This window comes from Flavobacterium sp. 245, assembly GCF_004362055.1.
In the GTDB taxonomy this organism is placed as follows: domain Bacteria; phylum Bacteroidota; class Bacteroidia; order Flavobacteriales; family Flavobacteriaceae; genus Flavobacterium.
On sequence record NZ_SNXB01000014.1, the window covers coordinates 1 to 25,084 of the forward strand.

General features: G+C 34.6%; 20 protein-coding genes. 10 read left to right on the plus strand and 10 right to left on the minus strand.

Annotated features, from left to right (window positions below):
• The coding region (locus EV145_RS20405; protein ID WP_410501084.1) for a lectin-like domain-containing protein at positions 1-4,484 on the minus strand (4,484 nt) is incomplete at its 3' end.
• A gap of 439 nt (positions 4,485-4,923) precedes the next feature.
• Here EV145_RS20405 and EV145_RS20410 point away from each other — a divergent pair.
• The 6 genes from EV145_RS20410 to EV145_RS20435 all read left to right on the plus strand — a co-directional run bounded on the left by EV145_RS20410 (position 4,924) and on the right by EV145_RS20435 (position 11,494).
• Positions 4,924-6,264 carry a stage 0 sporulation family protein gene (locus tag EV145_RS20410; protein ID WP_133527038.1) on the plus strand — a complete coding sequence of 447 codons (1,341 nt, stop codon included), beginning with the start codon at positions 4,924-4,926 and terminating at the stop codon, positions 6,262-6,264.
• The gene (locus EV145_RS20415) at positions 6,248-6,727 is read left to right on the plus strand and encodes a gliding motility lipoprotein GldH (RefSeq protein ID WP_133527039.1); all 480 of its coding nucleotides are present in this window, start codon (positions 6,248-6,250) and stop codon (positions 6,725-6,727) included. The genes EV145_RS20410 and EV145_RS20415 overlap by 17 nt, the downstream gene beginning before the upstream one ends.
• 9 nt (positions 6,728-6,736) lie before the next feature.
• A complete protein-coding gene (locus tag EV145_RS20420) occupies positions 6,737-9,043 on the plus strand; it encodes a penicillin-binding protein 1A (protein ID WP_133527040.1) in 2,307 nt (768 codons plus the stop codon).
• 397 nt (positions 9,044-9,440) lie between these two features.
• Positions 9,441-10,139, plus strand: a complete 699-nt coding sequence (locus tag EV145_RS20425) for a CoA transferase subunit A (protein WP_133527041.1) — start codon at positions 9,441-9,443, stop codon at positions 10,137-10,139.
• 101 nt (positions 10,140-10,240) lie between these two features.
• Entirely contained in the window at positions 10,241-10,894 is a 654-nt protein-coding gene (locus EV145_RS20430; RefSeq protein WP_133527042.1) for a 3-oxoacid CoA-transferase subunit B, read from the plus strand.
• 153 nt (positions 10,895-11,047) lie between these two features.
• Positions 11,048-11,494 (plus strand): hypothetical protein, encoded by a 447-nt coding sequence (locus EV145_RS20435; protein ID WP_133527043.1) that lies wholly within the window; start codon positions 11,048-11,050, stop codon positions 11,492-11,494.
• 98 nt (positions 11,495-11,592) lie between these two features.
• On the opposite strand, the gene EV145_RS20440 is transcribed toward EV145_RS20435, so the two are convergent.
• Together EV145_RS20440 and EV145_RS20445 are read right to left on the minus strand one after the other, a co-directional pair.
• The gene (locus EV145_RS20440) at positions 11,593-12,120 is read right to left on the minus strand and encodes a DUF6646 family protein (RefSeq protein ID WP_133527044.1); all 528 of its coding nucleotides are present in this window, start codon (positions 12,118-12,120) and stop codon (positions 11,593-11,595) included.
• A 48-nt stretch (positions 12,121-12,168) separates the two neighbouring features.
• Positions 12,169-12,903, minus strand: a complete 735-nt coding sequence (locus EV145_RS20445) for a metallophosphoesterase family protein (protein WP_133527045.1) — start codon at positions 12,901-12,903, stop codon at positions 12,169-12,171.
• Between the two features lie 146 nt (positions 12,904-13,049).
• Here EV145_RS20445 and EV145_RS20450 point away from each other — a divergent pair, with 146 nt between their 5' ends.
• From EV145_RS20450 to EV145_RS20460, 3 genes are all read left to right on the plus strand, one after another.
• Positions 13,050-13,592, plus strand: coding sequence for a hypothetical protein (locus EV145_RS20450; RefSeq protein WP_133527046.1), 543 nt, complete (start codon positions 13,050-13,052; stop codon positions 13,590-13,592).
• Between the two features lie 104 nt (positions 13,593-13,696).
• Positions 13,697-14,779: a DNA polymerase IV gene (gene dinB / locus EV145_RS20455; RefSeq protein WP_133527047.1), complete on the plus strand. Its 1,083-nt coding sequence runs from the start codon at positions 13,697-13,699 to the stop codon at positions 14,777-14,779.
• Positions 14,780-14,875: 96 nt separating this feature from the next.
• Positions 14,876-15,376 (plus strand): PAS domain-containing protein, encoded by a 501-nt coding sequence (locus EV145_RS20460; protein WP_133527048.1) that lies wholly within the window; start codon positions 14,876-14,878, stop codon positions 15,374-15,376.
• Between the two features lie 138 nt (positions 15,377-15,514).
• On the opposite strand, the gene EV145_RS20465 is transcribed toward EV145_RS20460, so the two are convergent.
• A complete protein-coding gene (locus EV145_RS20465; RefSeq protein WP_133527049.1) occupies positions 15,515-17,119 on the minus strand; it encodes a fumarate hydratase in 1,605 nt (534 codons plus the stop codon).
• Between the two features lie 286 nt (positions 17,120-17,405).
• Here EV145_RS20465 and tnpA point away from each other — a divergent pair, with 286 nt between their 5' ends.
• Positions 17,406-17,867 carry an IS200/IS605 family transposase gene (gene tnpA / locus EV145_RS20470; protein WP_133527050.1) on the plus strand — a complete coding sequence of 154 codons (462 nt, stop codon included), beginning with the start codon at positions 17,406-17,408 and terminating at the stop codon, positions 17,865-17,867.
• A 136-nt stretch (positions 17,868-18,003) separates the two neighbouring features.
• Here the strand turns inward: tnpA and EV145_RS20475 are convergent, their stop codons facing one another.
• From EV145_RS20475 to EV145_RS20500, 6 genes are all read right to left on the minus strand, one after another.
• Positions 18,004-19,443, minus strand: a complete 1,440-nt coding sequence (locus tag EV145_RS20475; protein WP_133527051.1) for a nucleoside recognition domain-containing protein — start codon at positions 19,441-19,443, stop codon at positions 18,004-18,006.
• Between the two features lie 109 nt (positions 19,444-19,552).
• A complete protein-coding gene (locus tag EV145_RS20480; protein ID WP_133527052.1) occupies positions 19,553-20,626 on the minus strand; it encodes a winged helix DNA-binding domain-containing protein in 1,074 nt (357 codons plus the stop codon).
• A gap of 97 nt (positions 20,627-20,723) precedes the next feature.
• The gene (locus tag EV145_RS20485) at positions 20,724-21,437 is read right to left on the minus strand and encodes a 3'-5' exonuclease (RefSeq protein ID WP_133527053.1); all 714 of its coding nucleotides are present in this window, start codon (positions 21,435-21,437) and stop codon (positions 20,724-20,726) included.
• 92 nt (positions 21,438-21,529) lie between these two features.
• The gene (locus tag EV145_RS20490) at positions 21,530-22,006 is read right to left on the minus strand and encodes a methylated-DNA--[protein]-cysteine S-methyltransferase (RefSeq protein ID WP_133527054.1); all 477 of its coding nucleotides are present in this window, start codon (positions 22,004-22,006) and stop codon (positions 21,530-21,532) included.
• A 99-nt stretch (positions 22,007-22,105) separates the two neighbouring features.
• Complete coding sequence (locus EV145_RS20495) at positions 22,106-23,992, minus strand: DUF2207 domain-containing protein (protein WP_133527055.1); 1,887 nt, start codon at positions 23,990-23,992, stop codon at positions 22,106-22,108.
• 121 nt (positions 23,993-24,113) lie between these two features.
• On the minus strand, positions 24,114-24,947 hold the full coding sequence (locus EV145_RS20500; RefSeq protein WP_133527056.1) for an NAD-dependent epimerase/dehydratase family protein: 834 nt from the start codon (positions 24,945-24,947) through the stop codon (positions 24,114-24,116).
• Positions 24,948-25,084: the final 137 nt, after the last annotated feature.

Sequence of the window (25,084 nt, forward strand, 5' to 3'; positions counted from 1 at the left end):
CTAATTCTGATTCCGTTTTGCGATGCTGTATAAGTAACATTGTCAATCCACTTATAAGATTCTCCTGCACAGATTGATTTGTTTGTCACAATATCAGAAGGTTTAGTTCCAACAGTCAGGTTCAAAACCTGATCCGCAGTACATCCGTCATTATTTATTCTAAGTCCCGTTTGTGAAGCAGAATATGAAATGCCGTTTGCAGGCCATGTATAATTCTCTCCTGAGCAGATTGATTTTGTTGTTATAATATCAGCTGGTTTCGGAGTAACGGTAAGGTTCAATATCTGATCGGCAGTACATTCGTCATTGTTGATTCTAAGCCCCATTTGTGATGTAGTATACACAATGCCATTTGCAGGCCATTTGTAATTCTGTCCAGAACATATTGTTTGGGTTGTAATAATATCAGCTGGTTTAGGAGTAACAGTCAGGTTTAATACCTGATCCGCTGTACATCCGTCATTGCTGATTCTGACTCCATTTTGAGATGTTGTGTAGGTAACATTATCAATCCACTTATAAGATTCTCCTGCACAGATTGACTCCGTAATTACAACATCCGAAGGCTTGCTTCCAACAGTCAGGTTCAAAACCTGATCGGCAGTACATCCGTCATTATTTATTCTAAGTCCCGTTTGTGAAGCAGAATATGAAATGCCGTTTGCAGGCCATGTATAATTCTCTCCTGAGCATATTGATTTTGTTGTTATAATATCAGCTGGTTTCGGAGTAACGGTAAGGTTCAATACCTGATCAGCCGTACATCCATCATTATTTATTCTAAGTCCCGTTTGTGAAGCAGAATATGAAATGCCGTTTGCAGGCCATGTATAATTCTCTCCTGAGCAGATTGATTTTGTTGTTATAATATCAGCTGGTTTCGGGTTTACTTTGATTTGACCTATTGCATTTTGAATACCGCAATCTTCGGTTAATAAAGGAATGCTATACCATAAATTGTTTGCTTCAGTTATTGTACCATTAATTTGGACTGTATTATCCAACGGTGACCAAAAAGCAGTAAGGCCGGTTGGCAAGTTTAATGGTGTTCCTATATCTGTTACTGTTCCTGAAGTTACTCTGTTGATTACGAAATTGTTAAACGAACTTCCAATACATTCTTGAAATGCAATTTGGGTAACAATAAGATTTTGTCTAACGGTCAGGTTCAATACCTGATCAGCGGTACAACCGTCATTGTTGATTCTAAGCCCTGTTTGTGAAGTAGAATATGAAATGCCGTTGGCGGGCCATGTATAATTCTCTCCTGAGCAGATTGTTTGATTTGTGATGATATCAGCTGGTTTTGGTATCACGGTTATTAATCCGCTAATTGATCCATCAGGACATACGCCTGTATTTTTCCATTTATAAGTTATATTGGTTGATCCAGCCTTTACTCCAGTTACTAAACCTGATGATATTGTAGCTATAGAGTTGTCTGAAGAAATTAATATGTTTCCATCGGTTGGAGGCACAATTAAAATTGTTTCTCCAACACAAATAGTATCTGGAAATCCTATAGCTTGACTAATTGGCACATCAATTGTTAGGTTCAGTACCTGATCGGCAGTACATCCGTCATTGGTGATTCTAAGTCCTGTCTGAGATGCAGAATATGTAATACCATTTGCAGGCCATGTGTAAGTTTGTCCTGAACATATTGTTTGGGTCGTAATACTATCAGCTGGTTTTGGAGTAACTGTAAGGTTCAGTACCTGATCGGCAGTACATCCGTCATTGGTGATTCTAAGTCCTGTCTGAGATGCAGAATATGTAATGCCATTTGCAGGCCATGTGTAAGTTTGTCCTGAACATATTGTTTGGGTCGTAATACTATCAGCTGGTTTTGGAGTAACTGTAAGGTTCAGTACCTGATCGACAGTACATCCGTCATTGTTGATTCTAAGCCCCGTTTGTGACGTAGTATACACAATGCCATTTGCAGGCCATGTGTAAGTCTGTCCTGAGCATATTGTTTGGGTTGTGATACTATCAGCCGGTTTTGGAGTTACAGTCAAATTTAAAACCTGATCTGCGGTGCATCCGTCATTGCTGATTCTAAGTCCTGTCTGTGATGTAGTATATACAATTCCGTTTGCTGGCCATATGTAAGTCTGTCCTGAACATATTGTTTGCGTTGTGATACTATCAGCCGGTTTAGGAGTTACAGTCAGATTCAAAACCTGATCTGCCATACATCCGTTATTGCTAATTCTAAGTCCTGCCTGTGATGTAGTGTATACAATTCCGTTTGCAGGCCATGTGTAAGTCTGTCCAGAACATATTGATGATGTTGTGATTATATCATTGGCCTTTGTTGTAACGGTTATTTTTCCTGTTGCTGTATTATTTCCACATTCACCAATTATAGGAATGATGTAATTAAAAATACCTGATTGAGTTGGTATTCCACTAATTGTAATTAAATTCGATGCCCAAGTCGCGGTTACTCCAGAAGGTAAACCTGTTGGTGTCCCTATGCCTGTTGAATTTACAGTAGTGTGTGTAATAGAAACTAAGTCGGTATTGATACAGGCAGTTGGTGATGACGAGGCTGGTCCAGCATTGGCGTCTTCTTTTATAGTAAAAGACACAGGAAATCTTGGTGCGTTTGTTTCATCGCCAACATAATAAATAGTAGAACCTGGGGTATTTGTATTTACTAAACCAGAGTTCGTTACTCCAACTGGATTAAAACTTGGCCCCCAGCCAATAGGCGTACCACCAGAAGCTGATGTATACCAATAATTTAAAGGAGTCAGTGTAAACTGACCTCCCGGTGGGGGAGTAACTGTCCAGGAATAATCTCCAGAATAAACCCCTATATCATTGTAAGCCCAAAGTGTTGAAATCAGTGTGTATTTAACTCCACTTTGTAAATAAACGGTCAATCTGGGTTCTGTAAAACGACCGTCAAAATCATCATCTCCTATTATCCATGTACCTCCTGCATTACATTTTCCAGGTACAAAATTACCTGAATAAATGTATGCCAAGCCATCATAATCATTACTATCGGTCATTTTAAGTACATAGATCCCAGATCGAGTGACAGAAAATTCAGTTGCTGTATAATTTCTTGAAGCATTTGTGGAGAAAGAACAGTTTGCAGAATTAACTAAAAAACCATTAACTAAATCATTCGGTATAAAAGCTTTAGGGTCTGTTTGAGAATTCCAATGACCAGAAAAGGAAGTTGTCGTTCTGGGGGCAGAAGGTTCTATTACTAGCGAACCGGTACCTCCAGGACATATGTTAACTCCTGTAATTTTAATGGAATTATATGTGATAGTGGCAACAGTTGATGTTTTACCGTAAGTATCATTAAAAGTATAATTTATTTGTACAGGTCCTTCAATTGTATTATTTAAAGGAATAAATGTGACTTTTCCTGTCACTGAATCATAGATAAATGTTCCTTTTCCTATAACTGTGATAGAATTTTGTATACCTATTGAATCCAAGTCCAGGTCTACTGATGTTCTGTCTAAAGTCGCAGGTGCGTTTATTGTTCCATTATCATTGGCGGTTATATCTGCAGAAGTTGCGGACACGCCCACAATTCCTGAAAAAGAATCGGGGTTTGCAATGGGTTGATATAAAGAGGAAACATTTAAATTACGTATTTCATGAAAATTGGTATATAATCCCGTTGAAGCTGTAATGGCAAATCTTAAATTTGTTGGAGCTACTGTTGTATAAGCATAATTATCAATTATTAAACTTTTAGTATTCCCATGAGTTAGATAAACTGATACAAAAAAACCTCCTCCAGATCGCGGTTTTAAAAGTATATCAATTTTTCTGAAGCCTGCTTTGCTAGGGTCAGTGGCTGTTCTGTCATTTCCGGCTATATCAAAATAAAAAGGTGATGATTGTGTTTTTGCACCTGTTAAATAGGGATAGCCTGAAGTTCCAGAACCCTTACCTCTTAATACAATAGCACTTTCCATGCTTCCAGGACCTCCTGTTCTACCTTCGGCATTAGATGAAAAATTACCATATTCATCAATTCCAATACCTAAATATCCATTTGTAAAACCATTTTGTCCATTGGCTTGTGCATATCCTAAAGAACCACCAAATTCTCCCGGTAAAGGCGTAGGTGTATTTTCATCAAATAAAATAAAAGCGATTCCATCACCGCCATTTCCGCTGTGTATATAATATTCAAATGATGCACTAATTTCTTTTGCTGAAGAAAAAGGTATCGTTGACCATACAATTCCTTTTTGTGTGGTATTTACATTAGTCAATCGTAGATAACCGTTTCCATTGACATCACTATATCCATCTCTTGTTCCAAAACCTCCAGTTAAAAAAGCTGAAGGAGTTCCGTTCATATGAAGTGAAGATGGAACACTATTGTATTTAAAACTTTCAGTAAAATTTTGAGCATTTATCTTTGTAAATGGAAAAAATAAAAATAAAAGGGAAATAAGATTATAAGAAAAAAACTTTTTAAGAGTAAAATTTGGCATAGACATTTAATTTATTGGCAGTGAAATTTTTGTTGCAACGAAAACATATTGCGTATATCAAAATGTTAATTTGTTTATATGAGAAATATGTTTTTAAATAATTGTGAATCGAAAAGTGTTTTTTCTTTTCTATTTTGTAAAACATAAAATTCTAATTATTAGCAAACTAAATCTGTAGTTGGAAAGTTTTCAATTAAAAATAATTGATTCGCAAAAGTCAGCTGTAATTCAACTTTTGGCCGGACATATACGACGAAATGGTAATAGAATAAGACAAATTTGAAGTGACCAGAAAAAGCTTTTGTTTAAAAAACAACATCAATGTTTATTTAACAAGCATTTAGTTTTAATGCATAAAAGCAAACTAAAAAAAATACTATCTTTACCGATTAAACGTTTATGAACTTAAGTTGCTTTTTGCAACACTACATATATAATTATGGCATGTACAAGTTGTTCAACCTCAGATGGTGGCGCACCAAAGGGTTGTAAAAATAATGGGACTTGCGGCACCGATAGCTGCAATAAATTGACTGTTTTTGACTGGCTTTCGAACATGAGTCCGTCTAATGGCGAGGCGATTTTTGATTGTGTTGAGGTTCGTTTTAAAAACGGACGTAAGGAATTTTTTAGAAATTCAGAGAAATTAACTTTAAGTATTGGCGATATTGTAGCGACTGTTGCTTCGCCAGGACATGATATTGGAATTGTTACTTTAACAGGCGAATTGGTTAAAATTCAAATGAAGAAAAAAGGAGTAAATCCGGACAGTAATGAAGTTCCAAAAATTTACAGAAAAGCATCTCAAAAAGATATTGATATTTGGTCTGTAGCCCGTGATCGTGAAGAACCTATGAAGGTTCGTGCGAGAGAATTGGCGATTCAGCATAAATTGGAAATGAAAATTTCGGATATCGAATTTCAAGGAGATGGATCAAAAGCGACGTTTTATTATACCGCTAACGATCGTGTCGATTTTAGAATGCTGATTAAAGATTTCGCAAAAGAATTTAGTACAAGAGTTGAAATGAAACAAGTAGGTTTCCGTCAGGAAGCGGCTCGTTTAGGCGGAATTGGTTCTTGCGGACGAGAACTTTGCTGTTCGACTTGGCTGACAGATTTTAGAAGTGTCAATACATCGGCGGCACGTTATCAACAATTATCATTGAATCCACAAAAATTGGCGGGACAATGCGGAAAGCTTAAATGTTGTCTAAACTATGAGTTAGATACTTACATGGATGCTTTAAAAGAATTTCCAGATTATGATACAAAATTAGTAACCGAAAAAGGAGACGCTGTTTGTCAAAAACAAGATATTTTTAAAGGATTAATGTGGTTTGCATACACTAATAATTTTGCAAACTGGCATGTTTTGAAAATTGATCAGGTTAAAGAAATTATTGCCGAAAATAAACAGAAAAACAAAGTTTCTTCATTGGAAGATTTTGCAATCGAAGTAATTTCTGAACCAGAAAAAGACTTTAATAATGCAATGGGTCAAGAGAGTTTAACTCGTTTTGATCAGCCAAAAAGAAAGAAAAAACCAAACCGCAAACGCAAACCAAATGCTGAAAATGCGGTGGTGGCAGCACCGGCACCAAACAAACCACAGCAAGGAAATAATAATAACAATAAACCAGCTGGCGGAAATCCGAATAAATCGAACAAAGGCCATAACAAGCAAAATCATCCGAATAAATCAAATAAAACGAATGAAAATAAGCCTGGTGAGCCTAGAAAACCAATAATTATTACTAAAAATGAGAATAAAAAATAGCGGAATTCTTCTTTTGGTCGCAATACTCCTTTTTTCGTGTGATAAAAAAAGAGTATTTGATGAATACAAATCGGTTGGAAGCGCCTGGCATAAAGATAGTGTTGTAACTTTTGATCTGCCAGTTTTAGATTCTACCAAAAAGTACAATTTATTTGTAAATTTGAGAGACAACAACAATTATCCGTTTAATAACCTGTTTCTAATTGTAGCTATTGAAACGCCAAGTGGTTTCACAAAAGTAGATACTTTAGAATATCAAATGGCAAATCCAGACGGAACATTGTTAGGAAACGGTTTTACTGATATTAAAGAGAGTAAATTGTTTTACAAAGAAGATGTAAAGTTTAAAGGAAAATATAGGGTTCATATTAAACAAGCTGTTAGAGAATCAGGTAAAATCCCTGGTGTTCAGGCTTTAGAAGGTATTACAGACGTTGGTTTTAGAATAGAACAAAAAGATTAGAAAATAGTTATGGCTGCTAAGAAAAACAATCAATCAAATAGCGTTAAAGATATTAATTACTATAAAAAGAAGTTCTGGCGAGTTTTTGCATATACATTGCTGGGTATTCTAGCTTTCTTTTTATTTGCCTCTTGGGGATTATTTGGCTCTATGCCTTCGTTTGAAGATCTAGAAAACCCGGATTCAAATTTAGCTACTGAAATTATTTCTTCGGATGGAGTAGTAATTGGTAAATACTTTAAAACCAATAGATCACAACTTAAATATTCTGATTTGCCAAAAAGTTTAGTTGAAGCTTTAGTGGCGACGGAAGATGCTCGTTTTTACGAACATTCAGGAATTGACGGACGCGGTACTTTAAGAGCCGTTTTCACTTTAGGAACAAATGGTGGAGCGAGTACATTAACTCAACAATTAGCAAAACAATTATTTCACGGAGAAGGTTCTAAATTCCTGCCGTTTAGAATTGTGCAGAAAATAAAAGAATGGATTATTGCCATTCGTCTGGAAAGACAATATACCAAAAATGAAATTCTTGCAATGTACTGCAATGTTTATGATTTTGGAAATTATTCTGTTGGAGTGAGTTCTGCGGCGCAGACTTATTTTTCGAAAGACCCAAAAGATTTAACGATGGACGAATCAGCAATTTTAGTTGGAATGTTCAAAAATTCAGGATTATACAATCCAGTTCGTAATCCACAAGGAGTTAAAAATCGCCGTAATGTTGTGCTTTCTCAAATGGAAAAAGCAAAAATGATTACTACAGCAGAAAAATTGAGATTGCAAGCCTTGCCAATTACTTTAAAATTCAAATTAGAAAGTCACCGCGAGGGTATGGCAACATACTTCAGAGAATATCTTCGTGATTACATGAAAAAATGGGTTGCTGAAAACAAAAAGCCTGACGGTTCTGATTATGATATTTATAAAGATGGTCTGAAAATTTATACGACTATTGATTCAAGAATGCAGCAATATGCTGAAGAAGCGGTTTCAGAGCATATGAAAAACTTGCAACAGCAGTTTTTTATTGAAATGAAAACCAATAAAAATGCTCCTTTCGTAAACATTACCCAAGCTGAAACAGAGAGAATCATGATGCAAGCGATGAAAAATTCTACGCGCTGGGCCATTATGAAAGATATGGATAAGAGCGAGGACGATATTATTGCTTCATTCAAAGTAAAAACACAAATGCGAATATTTACTTGGAAAGGAGAACGTGATACGATTATGACGCCTTTAGATTCAATTCGCTATTACAAACACTTTTTGCAGTCTGGTTTAATGGCAATGGAACCTCAAACCGGAAATATCAAAGCGTGGGTTGGCGGTATCAATTATAAATATTTCCAATACGATCACGTTGGTCAGGGAGCAAGACAAGTTGGTTCGACTTTTAAACCTTTTGTTTATGCAACGGCAATTGAACAGTTGAATATGTCTCCATGCGATTCAATTTTAGATGGACCATTTATGATTCATAAAGGACGTCACCACGTAACGGAAGACTGGGAACCAAGAAACTCAGATAACAGATACCGTGGAATGGTAACATTGAAACAAGGTTTGGCAAATTCTATCAATACAGTTTCGGCTAAATTAATTGACAGAACCGGTCCGGAAGCTGTTGTAGAATTAACTAAAAAATTAGGTGTAAAAACAGAAATTCCTGTGCAGCCATCAATTGCATTAGGAGCTGTAGATATTACGGTTGAAGATATGGTAGCGGCATACAGCACATTCGCAAATCAGGGGGTTTATGTAAAACCTCAATTTTTAAGCCGAATTGAAAATAAAAGTGGTGAGGTCATTTATGAACCAATTCCAGAATCTCATGACGTTTTAAATAAAGATATTGCTTTTGCAGTAATCAAATTATTAGAAGGAGTTACTGAAACTGGTTCTGGTGCACGTTTACGTACAGAAGGCGGAGGAAGTGGTGATAACCGTTGGACAGGATATCCATATATGTTTAGAAACCCAATTGCGGGTAAAACGGGAACAACACAAAACCAGTCTGATGGTTGGTTTATGGGGATGGTTCCAAATTTAGTAACTGGTGTTTGGGTGGGATGCGAAGATCGTTCAGCACGTTTCAAAAGTTTGACGTACGGACAGGGAGCTACTGCTGCACTTCCGGTTTGGGCATATTTTATGAAGCTTTGTTATAAAGATGAAAACCTTCAGATCTCAAAATCAGAATTTGAGCGTCCGGCTAATCTTTCTATAAAAGTAGATTGTTACCAAAGACCAGCTGTTGTAAAAGACACAACACAAACAGAACAAAACACAGACGAATTTGAGTTGTAAACTTAAATGCAGTTTTTAAATAATAAATCCTTTTGTGATCTTCTAAATTTGGAAGAAAACAAGAGGATTTTTTTGATCACTAGCTTTTGTATATATACTCCGCTAGGAGTTAAATATTGGTAGAAAACATTGAATGATAAGATTTCGAAGATGTCCCGTAGGGACTACATCTTTTAAGATTTTTAATGAATTTCACATTTAGTCCCGATGGGACAAAATAGCATTGACAATAAATTTTCTACCAATATTTAATCTCTACGAGATATATTTATATTGGATTGAATATTTATAATTAAACCGGTGAAAATAAATTCATCAAAATCATTACGAAATCGTTATAATTTAATCTAAAAATCTTATTTTTATCAAAAATATACGGTAATAAAGACAGTTTGTTATGATAACAAAAAAAGTTAATAATGTTCAGGAAGCGATTGCAGGTATTGAAACCGGAATGACAATTATGTTTGGTGGTTTTGGTTTATGCGGAATTCCTGAAAATACGATTGCAGCACTGGTAAAAACATCAATTTCAGATTTAACTTGTATTTCAAATAATGCAGGAGTTGATGATTTTGGCCTGGGATTGCTTTTGCAGAAAAAACAAATCAAAAAAATGATTTCGTCATATGTTGGTGAAAATGCTGAGTTTGAACGCCAAATGCTTTCTGGAGAATTAGAAGTGGAATTAACGCCACAAGGAACTCTCGCAGAAAGATGCCGAGCCGCTCAAGCCGGAATTCCTGCTTTTTTCACTCCAGCTGGTTATGGAACCGAAGTTGCTGAAGGAAAAGAAGTACGTGAATTCAAAGGTAAAATGCATATCATGGAAAAAGCTTTTGAAGCTGATTTTGCAATTGTAAAAGCATGGAAAGGTGATGAAGCAGGAAATCTAATTTTTAAAGGAACTGCCAGAAACTTTAACGCATGCATGGCCGGTGCCGGAAAAATCACAATCGCTGAAGTTGAAGAACTGGTTCCGGTTGGGAGTTTAGATCCAAATCAAATTCACATTCCGGGAATTATGGTACAGCGTATTTTTCAAGGTGAAAAGTTTGAGAAACGTATTGAGCAAAGAACGGTAAGAATTAGATAATTAGGAAATGCGATAATTAGAAAATGCTTTGCGTAATCTAAATAATTATCAAATTATCAAATTGACTAATTGGCACATTAAAAAATTGACACATTAGAAATATGCTTAGTAAAGAAGATATAGCGAAAAGAATCGCAAAAGAAGTAAAAGACAGATACTTTGTAAACCTTGGAATCGGGATTCCGACTTTGGTTGCGAATTATGTTAGAGAAGATATTGCGGTTGAATTTCAAAGTGAGAATGGAGTTTTAGGAATGGGCCCTTTTCCATTTGCAGGTGAAGAAGATGCTGATATAATCAACGCAGGAAAACAAACTATTACAACACTTCCGGGCGCGAGTTTTTTTGATTCGGCATTTAGTTTCGGGATGATCCGCAGTCAAAAAGTCGATTTAACGATTTTAGGAGCAATGGAAGTTTCTGAAAACGGAGATATCGCCAATTGGAAAATTCCAGGTAAAATGGTGAAAGGAATGGGAGGCGCAATGGATTTGGTGGCTTCCGCCGAAAATATCATCGTTGCTATGATGCACGTGAACAAAGCAGGCGAATCTAAAATCTTAAAAAAATGCACTTTGCCATTAACAGGCGTAGGATGCGTCAAAAAGGTTGTAACCGAGCTTGCGGTTCTCGAAGTTACTGAAAATGGTTTTAAGCTCTTAGAACGAGCGCCAGGTGTTTCTGTCGAGCACATTATCGCCTCAACTGAAGCCGATCTGATTATTGAAGGTGAAATTCCTGAAATGTCGATTTGATTTTTAGGTTCAAAGACTCAGAGGCACAAAGCAGCAAAGAGTGATTTAGATAAAGAGAACTTTCTTGAATGAAGGTTCTCTTTTTTATTTTTTTAGATTAAATTACAAAGTAATCTTTTATTTACATTTGCTGTAATTAAAAAACACACACATTTGGAAAAGTTTGAAATAGATATTAAATGGGGAAGTTATTTCTTCATTATAAATACGGCAACTTCGATTTTTATAACATTATTAATGTCTTTGATAGATATTCGGAGTTTATTATATCTGTCTAATGTTCTTATACCAATTTTTATAATTCAATTGCTTTATTTTACTATTAAAGCTTTCAAAGAAAATAATGAAAATGGTTTATGTAAAGGTTTTCGAAAATTCTTTGTTTTGATTAGGCTTTTGGTATTTTATTTCTTCCTTATTTCGTTTTTAAACCAAACTTCAAGTTCAGATATTCAGTACAATTCCTTAATGTTTTCTTATAGAAAAAGAGATCTTTCAGAATTTTTAATTGATGAGAATTCAAATGAAGATTATGTTGCCACATTCAATGATTTTCTTTTTTTCTTAAAAAGAAAACTTAGACTAGTAGCAGAAATTTAGACATAAAACACAAAAACCGCCATAAGGCGGTTTTTCTTTTTAAAAACTTTGTCCCTTTGAGCCTTTGTGACTTTGAGCCTTTGGAACTTAAAAGTTTATTATAAATTAAATGAAGCTCCTAAACTGAAAGTTGCTTGATTGTTTAAATGATCAAAAACATCATTGTTGTCGCTGTATTTTGCTATTGGGAAACCAATTTCTGTGAAAACACCAAATCCTTCAGTAAAGAAATAACGTCCTCCAACATGTCCTCCAAAATTTTTCAAACCTAAGCTTAAACCTGGGTAAATATCTAATTGTTCGATTCCAATAACACTGCTTAAATTAGCATTGATTCTTGCTTTTGCATCAAAACGATCTTTGAATTCTGGTTTGTAATCATTGTATGGAGTTGGATTACCACCGTAAATACCATTGAAATTATTTACACCAAGTAAATAATTTGAAACGAAACCAAAAGAGAAATTTTCTCCTAAACCAAAATCAACAGAACCTTGAATTCCAGAACCACCATCCTGAATGTTAGCACCAACATTTACTTTGATATCGCCTTTGCCTTTAAAAGCTTGTTGCGCATTAATAAATCCGAATGATACTAAAAACAAGAATGTAATAACTTTTTTCATAAACTTTAATATTAATAATTTTGAGATGCAAAAATAGTTTTTTGGAAATCAATTCCTACCTTTTTCGTCAGGATATAATTCATTTAATGGTTCACTTTGCCAAAATTCCTTAGTATCTACGTTCATAATCGTTAAAGGACCTTTAAAGGCAGCGCCAGTATCAACATTCCAAACGCAGGCTTTGTTTACAGGTACAGTTTCTCCAATTCTGGTAACAGGTGTGTGGCCAATGTAGATTTCTTTGTAAACCGTAAATCGTTTAGGGTAATATAAATCATCGGGCTTTAAGTTTGGGTCTAGAGCAAGTGCCGACTCCCAAAGTGTTCTGTCCCAATAAAATAATTTCGGAAAGTATTCCCAGACTACGCCATTTAAATTTGTAAATCCGGCGTGAACAAAAAGTCGGTTTGCATCATCAAGATAATAATCTTTCAGTGATTCTAAAAATACAATATGCGTTTTCTTTTTTTCTTCAGAGAGTTTAGAATATCCTTCAACTGTAGCTTTTCCGCCATGTTTGTACCACATTTCTTCATCAAAATCTTCATGTCTGTTTTCAAGCCAGTCCAGAGCCAGCTGATCATGATTTCCTCTAATGCAAATGCATTTTTGCTTGGTTTTAAGATCAATTAAAAAATCGATTACTTCGGCAGATTGACTCCATCCATCAACGTAATCGCCTAAAAGTATAAGAGTATCTTCTGTAGTAACTTTGGCTCTGTCCAACACTTGCTCAAGTGCGCGTAATCCTCCGTGTATATCGCCTATAACAAATGTTCGCATTTTTAAATATTTCGAATAAGGATTACAAAAATAGAGAAAATGATTTGTTTGGAATCATTTAGTTGTTAATCTTTGCGAACCTGATAAATTTATGCTTTAATTTTTCAGCCAAAAAACAAATAACTAACATAACCTAAAAACAATTTATGAAAAGAAACTTGACTGTTTTATTTTTAATGCTTGCTTTTGCAGGATATTCACAAGGTAAGCTTACTTACGGAAGTGGCGGTAGTGTTTATAATTCGGAAAACCAAAAAGTAAATACAAACTTAGTTCGAGCTCTGATGGATACGAATCCTGAAGCTTTGAAACTTTATAATTCTGGAAGAAGTAAAAAAACTTGGGGAAATGTTCTTTTTTATGGAGGTATAGGACTTGTGGCCACAAACCTGATTGTTGCAATGAATAGTGATAATAATTATACATCGACTTCAAAAACTATTTATAACAATAATGGTACCCCGATTGTGACTGTTGTATCGGTAAGTTCTGAACGTTCAAATATGGCATTGGCCGTGATTGGCGGAGCAATGCTTGTCGCTTCAATTCCGATTAAGATTGGGTATCCAAAAAAAATAAAAGCAGCTCTTGAGAAATATAATAACGGTTTGGCTGAGACTTATAAACCAGAACCAAAAACGACTTTAATTGCCAGTACAAACCAAATTGGCTTAAGAATAGAGTTTTAAGGATTTTATTTAGAAGAAAATATAAAGCTATAGTTGCAAAAAACTCTAGCTTTTTTTATGATTTTTAGTGTCATTTTTCAGCGTTTACTATTTAAATTTGTAACATGTCTGAAACACCTGCATACCGAAAAATTATCCATATTGATATGGATGCTTTTTATGCCTCAGTAGAGCAGATGGATAATCCGTTGTTGCGCGGAAAACCAGTGGCAGTTGGCGGTTCAGAAAACAGGGGAGTGGTTTCGGCAGCAAGTTATGAAGCTAGAAAATTTGGTGTACGAAGTGCGATAAGTGGGGTTTTGGCCAAAAAATACTGCCCAGAAATTATTTTTGTCCGACCGAGATTTGACCGATACAAAGAGATTTCTTCGAAAATCCATAAAATTTTTCACGACTATACAGATTTAGTTGAACCACTTTCGTTAGATGAAGCTTATCTTGATGTAACCCAAAATAAAAAAGGAAATCCGAGTGCGAGTTTGCTTGCACAGGAAATCAGGATGCGAATTTTGAACGAAGTTGGGCTTACGGCTTCGGCAGGAATTTCAGTCAATAAATTTGTGGCAAAAATTGCTAGCGACATCAACAAACCTAACGGGCAAAAAACCGTTAATCCTGATGAGGTTTTAGCTTTTTTAGAAGAATTGCCAATCAGGAAATTTTATGGCGTTGGGAAAGTAACAACTGAAAAAATGTATCAGCTTGGTATTTTTACTGGAGCCGATTTAAAAAGCAAAACAATAGAATTTCTGGAAAAACATTTCGGAAAATCTGGAGGGTTTTATTATAAAGTTGTTCGCGGTATTCATAACAGTGAAGTAAAATCGGACCGTATTACAAAATCGGTTGCAGCCGAACATACTTTTGATGTCAATTTATCCTCTGAAATTTTTATGCTAGAACAGCTTGAAAAAATTGCTACATCATTAGAAAGACGTTTGAAAAAACATAAAATTTCGGGCAAAACGGTTACACTGAAAATCAAATACAGTGATTTTACGCAGCAAACCCGAAGTAAAACACTTCCGTATTTTATTTCAGATAAAAGTCTGATTTTAGAAACAGTAGAAGAATTATTGTACCAAGAGCGAATGAAAGACTCTGTCAGATTGCTTGGGATTTCGCTAAACAACTTAAATACAGAGGAAAAGAAAGCCGTTGTTGTACAGTTAAAATTTTCATTTTGATTTGTTATAATATTTAAAAATACGGTTTCCCGTAAAAAGCATTGAAGTTTTAGCTTTATCTTTGAGAGAAAAGATATCTCATTAAAATTGCTCCAAATGAAAAACTCTGACCTTGAAGATGCTTCCTATCGTTATTCGGTTCCAATTTTGGCTTGGGATTTTCATTATGAATATGTAAATGAATTGAAAGCTATAGTTGCCGATTTGAAAAAACTTCATGATATTTCAACTCAATATTCATGGAACGAAAAGGAACTTGAAATAGAAGAACGCATCAAGAATGAAGTTGTTGTGATTACAGATTTGAACTTAAAAATTGTTTTTGTATCCAGTAAAATTAAAAGAATGACCGGTTATACTGAAGCAGAAGTTTTAGGAAACACGCCCAAAATGTTTCAAGGCCCGGAAACTTGCCAAACTGCACTGAAAGAAATCAGAGAAGCAATTCACTTAAAAACCTCGTTTGAGAAGACGATTGAAAATTATAAAAAAAATGGAAAAGTGTATAGCTGTCGTATCAGTGGCTTTCCTGTTTACAACTCTAAAGGCGAAGTTTCGCATTTTATAGCATTTGAGAAAAATGCACTTAGTGCTTAGTTTTTTTAACCGCAAAGTACGCTAAGATTTTTGCATGGTTCGCAAGATTTATAAAAAACAAAACCGCCCAGAAGGCGGTTTTTATATTAAGAAAGAAAACCTTAGAATCTCAGTATCTTAGAACCTTAGTCCCTTAGATTATAAATTCTCAAAGAAATCATTTCCTTTATCATCTGTAATAATAAAAGCAGGGAAATCTTTCACAGTAATTTTACGAACAGCTTCCATCCCTAATTCTTCAAAATCAACAACTTCTACTTTTAAAATATTGTCTTGAGCCAAAATAGCTGCAGGACCGCCAATAGAACCTAAATAGAATCCGCCATATTTGTTGCAGGCATCAGTAACTTGTTTAGTACGATTCCCTTTTGCAAGCATCACCATACTACCGCCATGTTTCTGGAATTCATCTACATAAACATCCATACGCCCAGCAGTTGTTGGTCCAAAACTTCCTGAAGCCATTCCTTCTGGAGTTTTTGCTGGTCCGGCGTAATACACAGGGTGATTTTTAAAGTATTCCGGCATTGGTTTTCCGGCGTCTAGCAATTCTTTGATTTTTGCATGAGCAATATCACGGGCAACAATTACAGTTCCGTTTAGCTTTAAACGTGTTTTAATTGGATATTGAGATAATTTTGCCAAAATATCGGTCATTGGTTGATCTAAATCAATTTCAACTGGAGCTTCTAAATGCGGTGCAGTTTCTGGTAAAAATTGTTTCGGATTTACTTCTAACTGTTCAACGAAGATTCCGTCTTTCGTAATTTTTCCCTTAATATTTCTGTCAGCAGAACATGAAACTCCTAATCCAACTGGACAAGAAGCTGCGTGACGAGGCAAACGAACGACGCGAACATCATGCGTAAAGTATTTTCCTCCAAATTGAGCTCCAATTTCACTTTCCTGACAGATTTTTTGAACACGTTCTTCCCATTCTAAATCACGGAAAGCTTGACCAGCCATGTTTCCTGATGTTGGAAGATGGTCATAATACCCCGCAGATGCTTTTTTAACGGCGCCTAAATTCGCTTCCGCAGAAGTTCCACCAATTACTAAAGCCAAGTGATAGGGAGGACAAGCCGAAGTCCCTAAATCTTTGATTTTTGCACGAATGAATGCATCTAAAGATTTATCGTTCAATAACGATTTAGTCTGCTGGTATAGATATGTTTTATTTGCCGATCCACCTCCTTTTGCCATAAATAAGAATTCATAAGAATTTCCTTTTTTAGCATAAATATCAATTTGAGCAGGAAGATTTGATCCTGAATTTTTTTCCTCAAACATCGTAATTGGAACGATTTGAGAATAACGCAAATTGCGTTTTTGGTAGGTATTGAAAATTCCTCGGCTTAGCCATTCTGCGTCATCAACACCAGTAAAAATGCTTTCACCTTTTTTGGCCATTACGATTGCCGTTCCTGTATCTTGACAGCTTGGCAATTGACCTTCGGCAGCAACAGAAGCATTTTGAAGTAAATTATATGCCACAAAACGATCATTGTCTGTCGCTTCTGGATCGTCAAGAATATTTCTTAGTTTTTGTAAATGTGTCGTTCTCAACATGAACGAAACATCTGTTAAAGCTTCTTCAGCTAATAATTCTAAACCTTTTGGATCAACAGTTAAAACTTCGCGTTCTCCAAATTTTTCTGTTTTTACAAAATCAGAAGTGATTTTGCGGTATTGTGTCTCATCCTTTAAAATTGGATAAGGATCTTGGTATATAAAATCAATCATTGTTTTGTTTTTTTACAAAGTTAGAAATTATTTACCTAAGAAAGAATTTGAATTAGGGGCGTTTGTGCGTATTAATTTATTATGAAAAATTAAAAAACGTATTATATCTAAACTGGACTGAAGTCCAGCCCTACAATATATTTAGAGCCGATGGCTCTTTTAAAAGTTCCGGAGGAACTATCTATTTTGTAGAGCTGGACTTCAGTCCAGTTTTAATTAAAGATTGGGATTATTTAAAATTGTAGGATAATTTGTATTTTTGCGCCTGATTTTTAATTTAGAAAAAATGTCCAACACCTATCACCAAGTTTATATTCAGGCAGTTTTTGCAGTGAAGAATAGAGGGGCACTAATTAGTGATGACTGTAAAGCTCAAATATTAAGCGTGATTGGAAATTCTATAAATGAAACAGGATGCAAAACCATTATAGTAAACGGAACTGAAGATCATGTTCATTGTCTTTTAGGTCTCAAACCAACAATTTCTATTTCAGAATTAATGAGAATAGTTAAAGGAAAATCGTCAAGATTTATTAATGACAAACAATTGACGAAGCATAAATTTGAATGGCAGGAAGGATACGGTGTTTTTTCATACAGTAAATCACACATTGATGCCGTATATAAATACATCGTCAATCAAGAAGAACATCACAAAAAACAAAATTTCAAAAACGAATATTTATTCCTGTTAGACAAATACAATTTCAAATATGACGAAAGATATGTTTTTGAAAATTTAATATAATCCTATTTTAAGCTGGACCGAAGTCCAGCTCTACAAAATAGATAGTTCCTCGGGAACTTTTAAAAGAGCCATCGGCTCTAAATATATTGTAGGGCTGGACTTCAGTCCAGCTTATGCAACGAATAAATTTGTTTTTTTAAAAAAACCAAGTCGCCACAAAAATCGCTGTAATTACACAAATTAAATCCACCAAAAGCATTGTGCCTAGGGCATAACGAGTATTTTTAATATTAACTGAACCAAAGTAAACGGCAATTACATAAAAAGTACTCTCGGCACTACATTGAAAAATACTGCTCAATCTTCCTGTTAGAGAATCAGCACCAAACGTATTCATCGAATCAATCAAGAAACCTCTTGATCCAGCAGAACTAAAAGGGCGTAACATGGCTACAGGCAATGCATTCGTGATTTCTTGGCTTACACCTAAATTCGAAAATACAAATGCAATTCCGTCACTTATGATTTCAAATAAACCGCTGTTTCTAAACAAAGAAATGGCAACTAGCATTCCTAAAACATAAGGAAAAATGGTTACTCCCGTTTTAACTCCGTTGTTCGCGCCGACTACAAAAGTGTCAAAAACAGTTGTGTCAGCTTCTTTAAATTTTTTCTCATTAACAAAAGAAAAAATCAACGTAAAAGCAATAATCGCAATTAATATTAATCCTGAAAGGTTAGAAGTAAAATAGTTTTTCCCAATTAAATCCAAATGATTCACGTACATCAGTAAGCCGACAATTGCAGCAATTAAAGTCATTAAACCAATAAGAAGGGATGCACTTTTAAAATTGATTTTTTGTTTGATTCCGACAATTAAGAAAGCCGCAATTGTACCAATAAATGAAGTTATAATACACGGCAGCATAACATCGGCTGGATTTGTTGCATTTGCAGCCGCGCGATATCCAATAATAGAAGTTGCAATTAAGGTTAAACCAGAAGCATGAAGGCACATAAACATAATCTGTGCATCACTTGCTTTGTCTTTATCGGGATTTATTTCCTGTAAACTTTCCATAGCTTTCAGTCCAAAAGGCGTTGCAGCCGAATCTAATCCTAAGAAATTAGCAGCAAAGTTTAGGGTCATATAGGATATTGAAGGGTGATTTTTTGGGATACTTGGAAATACTTTTACGAATACGGGACTCAAAACTTTAGCTAATTTTCCAGAAGCTCCAGAAACAATTAAAAGTTCCATTAAACCGCAGAAGAAAGCCAAGTAAGCAATAAGAGGCAGAATTATATCCAGTAAAGTAGTTTTACAAGTTGGCAATAAACCATCAGATTTTTGCAGACCACTGTAAATTTTTACCGTTTTGTTTTTGTAAACATAAGTTGTATCAGCATTTAGCGTATCGCGATTAATAATCATGGTTTGATCCTTCGCCGATTTAATGCTGTCTTTGATAAAAGCAGGAAGCTGTTCGATGTATTTTTCAGAAACTAAAATTGGGTCATCTTTTTTCCCATTCAATACAGAATCAATCGTGTATGTATTGGCAGTAAATAAACTGACTACAATGAAGAGAATCGAAGAAATAAAAATCGCTAACCAAAATCTGCTTAAAACCATAATTATATTTTTTGTAAATGTAATTATTTAGCAATAAATCGCACAAAGATTTTAATAATGAAAGCAGAAGTATTTATGTAAAAAGATAATCTTTCAGTAAAAATTCGATTTATTCAATAATAATTTTGGTTTCGAGATATTGTTCAAAAGCTTTGATGCCTTCAAACAGAATCGCTTTTTTATGATTTTCGGTTTCATTAAAAAATTGTGTTTCTATTTTGGCGTGGTCTTTTGCGATGGTTCTTTTCCAAGTTCCGATGACTTTGCTGTTTTCAAGAATAACAGGTTTAAAAATGCCATTATTGGTAAACGCTTTCGATTGATGTTCAAGTAAAATAGAAGCTTCTCGAGTTTTATACGAAATCAAAATCTCATCAAATGCAGGGAGAAAATGCACGCTTTCGCGGAAGTGATTTTCAGTAGAAGAATCAGTTTTAAACCAATAAATTTGATTGTCAATTTCAATAGAATTCAATTGCAACTCAATTGCATTAATAGCTTTTTGGCAAATTGTTGGAGGAAAACCAGACCACCACGAAAAGTCAAGAAGTGAGGCAGGTCCGTGACTTACGAAATATTTGAGGGCTAATTTTGCGAGACCTTCTTCTTTGGTTAATTTTGTTTTTGGATTTGCAACTCGCTCTTCAAGTAAAGCATATGTGATTTGTTTTCCTTTCATTCTACCATTACAAACCAAACCATCCAATTCGGCATTCATCATAATGGCCGCACTTAAAAAATCGGCAGATGAAGTTTTTTTGATGCCGAGTTCCTGCATAATTTCATCGCGCGTCAAATGGTTATTTCCAGAAAGTAGTTTTTCGATTTTAAAATTTGTCTGATCGAGTTTTTTTGCATCATAACCATATTTTTTGCCAGCTGAAGCTGTAAATCTTTTTACCTGAGGAGCCGATAGATCCAACATCCAATAAATATCATCAGCAGAAACAAAATGCCAGGTTGGTCGGAGAATATGAGTTCGGATGATTTGTGCAGCATTTATAGCTTCTTCAATGGTTGCCTCAGTAGCATAACATCGCGAACCAATTGCCCATTTGGCCATCGAATAGTCCTGGGCCTGCATGGCACCTAAATGCTTTACAATTTCCTGAGGGGAAATTGGACTTGTTTTATATAACTTTTGCGAAACAAGACGGTGATGAGAGATTTCAGAATAAATCATTTTCAAAACTTTTTATTAAACCAAATAAGTGATATTATGCCCATGACAAGGAACCTTAGCATCTTAGCAACTCAGAACCTTAGGATCTTAAAAAGAACTATACATGACTAATCTCTTCCTCAATCAACAAATCTTCTCTTCTTAAACGCAGAAAAATTTGTGCTACAGCAATCGTATCTTTTTCACAATACGTTACAATTCGGTCAATATCTTTTTCGACATAAAAAACATGCGCTACCTGACTTCCGTCGATATCTCCTTTTGGAGAAGGAACTCCCAGAATTTTAGTTAGTAATTTTAAAGAGGTGAAATGCTTATAATCGCCAAATTTCCATAATTCTAAAGTATCTAAATGCGGAATTTCCCAAGGTTTTTTTCCGAATAAATTCAGTTTGTCCGGAATGGCAATTTGATTGATGATCATGCGTCGCGCAATAAACGGGATATCAAATTCTTTTGCATTATGTCCACATAAAAGATGCTGTGGCTGATTGAAATGATTATTCAAAAGATTATTAAAGTCTTTTAGAATCTTTTTTTCTTCTCCAAAGAAAGAAGTTACTCTAAAATTCCGAATATCGCCCTTGATCGTAAAATACCCAACAGAAATACAAATAATCTTTCCAAATTCAGCCCAAATTCCCGCACGATCATAAAATTCTTCCGGAGTAAAATCATCTTTTCGCTGATATTGCGTTTTATGATCCCAAAGCGATTGCATTTCCGGGTCAAGCGAATTGAAGTTTTCTTCTTCTGGAACAGTTTCTATATCAAGAAAGAGAATGTTGTTGAGGTTTATTTTTTCAATCATTATTTAGACATCTTAGATGTTAGATTTTTAGACTTTTTTGAATTATAAAAGTACAAAAATTGATTTTATATAAGAATTAACTTATTTTTATTTTAGAATAAACGCTGCTGTGTACTTGGGTTTTCATGTTCAAGTAACCATTTCTTGCGAGACAAACCTCCAGCGTAACCAGTTAAAGATCCATTTGTGCCAATAACCCGATGACAAGGAACAACAATCCAGAGTGGATTTTTCCCATTGGCAGATGCAACTGCGCGAATCGCTTTTACATCGCCAAGCTTTTTGGTTTGATCCATGTAGCTAATAGTTTTTCCGTACGGAATTTCTAATAAAGCTTTCCATACTTTTTGCTGAAATTCTGTGCCTTGTGGATTTAGTTTTAAATCAAAATCAGTTCGTTTTCCTTCGAAATATTCTTCAAGTTGTGAAACCGCCTCTTTTAAAACTGCCGGAATTTCTGTAGAAACTTCATTTGTACCAACATCAGAAACGGAAATTATTGCAATACCATTTTCGTCTCCAACTATTTTGGTGATTCCTAAAGGTGAATTAACGTAAACTGTTTCCATAGCTTTTTTGAATGAATCACAAAGATAGTATGGTTTTGCAATCCCGATGGTTATTGGTCGCAAAGTTTGTTATAAATGATTTGAGTTTTGGCATTGCTTCTACCAGCCACCTCCGCCACCTCCGCCACTGCCTCCGCCAGAACTACCTCCGCCAGAACTTGCACTCGAGCTTGTTGTGGATGTGGTATACGTACGGTTGAAGTGAACTAATGTTTGATATGAAAAACCTGGTGAGCCGTCACCAGTTTTAATCCAATTGCTGGTGTAGTTTAAATTTTTTAAAGCGTCTATAAATTTTAGATTCCATTCGTTATCAATGTCTAAAGCAAAAGCGTAGGGAAGATTTTCTTCGTAAACACTTATAGTATCGGCATTTTGTTGGACAGGATAATCTAATAGTTGTTGCTTGAATTTTTTAGTTTGAGATTTTGTTTTAATACCCAGTTTAGTGTATGCAGTAATTAAATTTAAATAAATTGTAAAACCAAAAATGATCGCAAACAACACTAATGCATTTAAAGCGGAATAACTTCTATCCGTCGTATTGCCAAAGAGAAGGGTGTAACTTATAATTAGAGGAAAAATTAATATAAGTAGACAAGGAAATGCTATTGAAAATTGGAACTTTATAAATGCTTTAATAATTACTTTGATTAAAAATATGGAAAGTATTAAAAATGTAAAACCAAATATAGCTCCCCAAAAAATCATCCCTTTTGCAAAATAGCAATAGCCAAGCATGGTTGAGATTGTAATTACAAAACCAAGCAGAATTTGTTTTGTATTGATTCGGAAATAATCTTTAATGTTGTATTGGCTTACAAGAGATTTTTCGAGCTCTGTTTCTGCGTCACTAAAAATTTTGTATGTTTCTTTATCAATTGCTAAAGTGTCGTTTGCCTCAAATAAAAATTCGAAAACGGCATTTTCCTCAGGGCTTAAACGACTTGTATTTGTTCCTTTTTTTAGGAAATATTGAAAATCATCAGCCCAATTTTGTTTTCCGTTGCCAGTAATCTCTATTGCGCCTTTAACGGAAAGGCTAATTATAGAAACGAGAAGCGTTTTTGTGTTCGAATATCTTTCTTTGATATATCTTAAAGAGGAAGCTGAATAAAGGTTTTTTAAATTTACTGACTCATTACTTTCAATTGAAGGCAATGGATCTTTCCCATATTTTTTCCAGGTGAAATAATAGAATACAAAGCAAATGAATATCGCAGACAGTGCCAATGCAATTTTTTCGAAAGATAAAAATTCTTCTAATTTGTAATGAGGCTGAAAAAATGGCTGATGAACAATTCCTTTTGGAAATCCAACTGCAACTGTAAATCCTTCTTCAGTTTTTAAATCTTTTGAAGTAAAATAAACTGAATTACCATTGATCTTTGCATTGCAATCACTTTTTTTCGACCCTAAAGGTCCTGTATAACAATGACTTTGAAGGACTGTTGCTCCTTTTGGCAAAGTAACTTTTGCTGAAATATTGTCAATGTCAAAAAGCCAATAATTACCGGTAACATTCCAATACACTTCATCAAGATTGGGATAAGAATGTATTTGGGCTTCAATTTCATACGTTAATCTATAAGTATAGGTGCCTTCTGGTAAATACAAATCTTTATGGCCTATAAAAATAGTGAAGTTTTCAAGATTTGATTTGACATGAAATGGCTCTTTTACTCCATTTTTTGAAACATCTAAGACCGTATAAAAATTATTAAAAGACACTTTCGATGAATTATTCGTCAACGGAAGTTCTCTAAAAATGCCATGCTCTATTTCTAAACCTGCAGCATAAACTTTAATTGTTTCGGTAACAACAATATTCCCATTTTCTTTAACAACAATATCAGAATGAAATTGTTTTATCTTTTCAGTTCGTTCCTGTTCGGCCGCATGAATGGAGTCAGTTTGAGCGTTACCTTGAAAAAAAGAAAGCAGGAAAATACTAGTGTAAAATAGAAACTTTATTTGTTTTGTCATAAAACCTACTGTTTTTGGGAACTGAAAAGTAGTGATTTTTTATTTTAACCACAATTAGTTTAAGTTTTAAACTTAACCAAAAAACAAGCTGATTTATTTGATGTAATAGTACTTATTTGCTTTAATAATTCGATAATTCAAATTCATAATTTAAAACATTCTCAATTTTTCCGCTCGAAATAATCTTTTTAATATTCGATTTTTGAGAATTGAATTTAGGCAAAACTAGATTTTGTTCTTTTGCTTTTTGAGTATAATAATCTTCTCTTGATGGATGAAAAGGTGCAACGGCATTGAAAACTTCATTCCATTTTGATTGATTAATGATTTCTTCAATGATTCCAATACAATCATTTTGATGAATTAAATTAATTGGCGCATTAGGATTTTCGAGGTTTTCTTTTCCTGCCAAAAATTTGACAGGATGACGATCTTCACCAATCAATCCGCCAAAACGCAGAATTGTAGTTTCGAAGTTTTGGTTTTTCTGTAGAATTGATTCTGCTAAAAGCAATTGTTTACCGCTTTCCGTTTCCGGATTTGGGTTCGTTTCTTCTGTAATTAAATCATTTTGATCTCCATAAACAGAAGTTGAACTCACAAAAAGCACTTTTTTGATAGTTGATTTTTCTATAAACGGAATTAGATTTTCGATTTTCTCCACGAAGACTTTTCGGGATGTATCTGTATTTGCTCGTAATTTAGGCGGAATATCAATAATTAGAATTTCACTTTCGGCTAAAAAATCATTTATGGTTTCAGAAACACTTTCACTTTCAAGCGTGTCTTCGACTCTGCTAAGAATGACAAGAAATGGATTTATTCCGTTGTCTTTCAAAATAGAAAGTTTATTTTCAGAAGTTGTAGATCCGTTGACCGAATTCCCTTTTTCGATTAATTTTTTCGCCAAAGGCAAACCCAGCCAGCCACAGCCTAAAATACTTATTTTTTTCATTGTTTTTTAATAGGTGCAAAGGTTCAGAGGCTCAAAGGTACAAAGGTTTTACTATGCTAAAGTCTTAAAATAAAAACTTAATAAAGCTTTTTCTTTGCGACTCTGCGACTTTGCGAGAGCTAAATTGCTTTTTCTTA

Bases quoted from the DNA above. Each gene is read 5' to 3' on its own strand.
- EV145_RS20410 (WP_133527038.1), top strand. From the start codon at position 4,924: ATGGCATGTACAAGTTGTTCAACCTCAGATGGTGGCGCACCAAAGGGT.
- EV145_RS20415 (WP_133527039.1), top strand. From the start codon at position 6,248: ATGAGAATAAAAAATAGCGGAATTCTTCTTTTGGTCGCAATACTCCTT.
- EV145_RS20420 (WP_133527040.1), top strand. From the start codon at position 6,737: ATGGCTGCTAAGAAAAACAATCAATCAAATAGCGTTAAAGATATTAAT.
- EV145_RS20425 (WP_133527041.1), top strand. From the start codon at position 9,441: ATGATAACAAAAAAAGTTAATAATGTTCAGGAAGCGATTGCAGGTATT.
- EV145_RS20430 (WP_133527042.1), top strand. From the start codon at position 10,241: ATGCTTAGTAAAGAAGATATAGCGAAAAGAATCGCAAAAGAAGTAAAA.
- EV145_RS20440 (WP_133527044.1), bottom strand. From the start codon at position 12,120: ATGAAAAAAGTTATTACATTCTTGTTTTTAGTATCATTCGGATTTATT.
- EV145_RS20445 (WP_133527045.1), bottom strand. From the start codon at position 12,903: ATGCGAACATTTGTTATAGGCGATATACACGGAGGATTACGCGCACTT.
- EV145_RS20450 (WP_133527046.1), top strand. From the start codon at position 13,050: ATGAAAAGAAACTTGACTGTTTTATTTTTAATGCTTGCTTTTGCAGGA.
- dinB (WP_133527047.1), top strand. From the start codon at position 13,697: ATGTCTGAAACACCTGCATACCGAAAAATTATCCATATTGATATGGAT.
- EV145_RS20460 (WP_133527048.1), top strand. From the start codon at position 14,876: ATGAAAAACTCTGACCTTGAAGATGCTTCCTATCGTTATTCGGTTCCA.
- EV145_RS20465 (WP_133527049.1), bottom strand. From the start codon at position 17,119: ATGATTGATTTTATATACCAAGATCCTTATCCAATTTTAAAGGATGAG.
- tnpA (WP_133527050.1), top strand. From the start codon at position 17,406: ATGTCCAACACCTATCACCAAGTTTATATTCAGGCAGTTTTTGCAGTG.
- EV145_RS20475 (WP_133527051.1), bottom strand. From the start codon at position 19,443: ATGGTTTTAAGCAGATTTTGGTTAGCGATTTTTATTTCTTCGATTCTC.
- EV145_RS20480 (WP_133527052.1), bottom strand. From the start codon at position 20,626: ATGATTTATTCTGAAATCTCTCATCACCGTCTTGTTTCGCAAAAGTTA.
- EV145_RS20485 (WP_133527053.1), bottom strand. From the start codon at position 21,437: ATGATTGAAAAAATAAACCTCAACAACATTCTCTTTCTTGATATAGAA.
- EV145_RS20490 (WP_133527054.1), bottom strand. From the start codon at position 22,006: ATGGAAACAGTTTACGTTAATTCACCTTTAGGAATCACCAAAATAGTT.
- EV145_RS20495 (WP_133527055.1), bottom strand. From the start codon at position 23,992: ATGACAAAACAAATAAAGTTTCTATTTTACACTAGTATTTTCCTGCTT.
- EV145_RS20500 (WP_133527056.1), bottom strand. From the start codon at position 24,947: ATGAAAAAAATAAGTATTTTAGGCTGTGGCTGGCTGGGTTTGCCTTTG.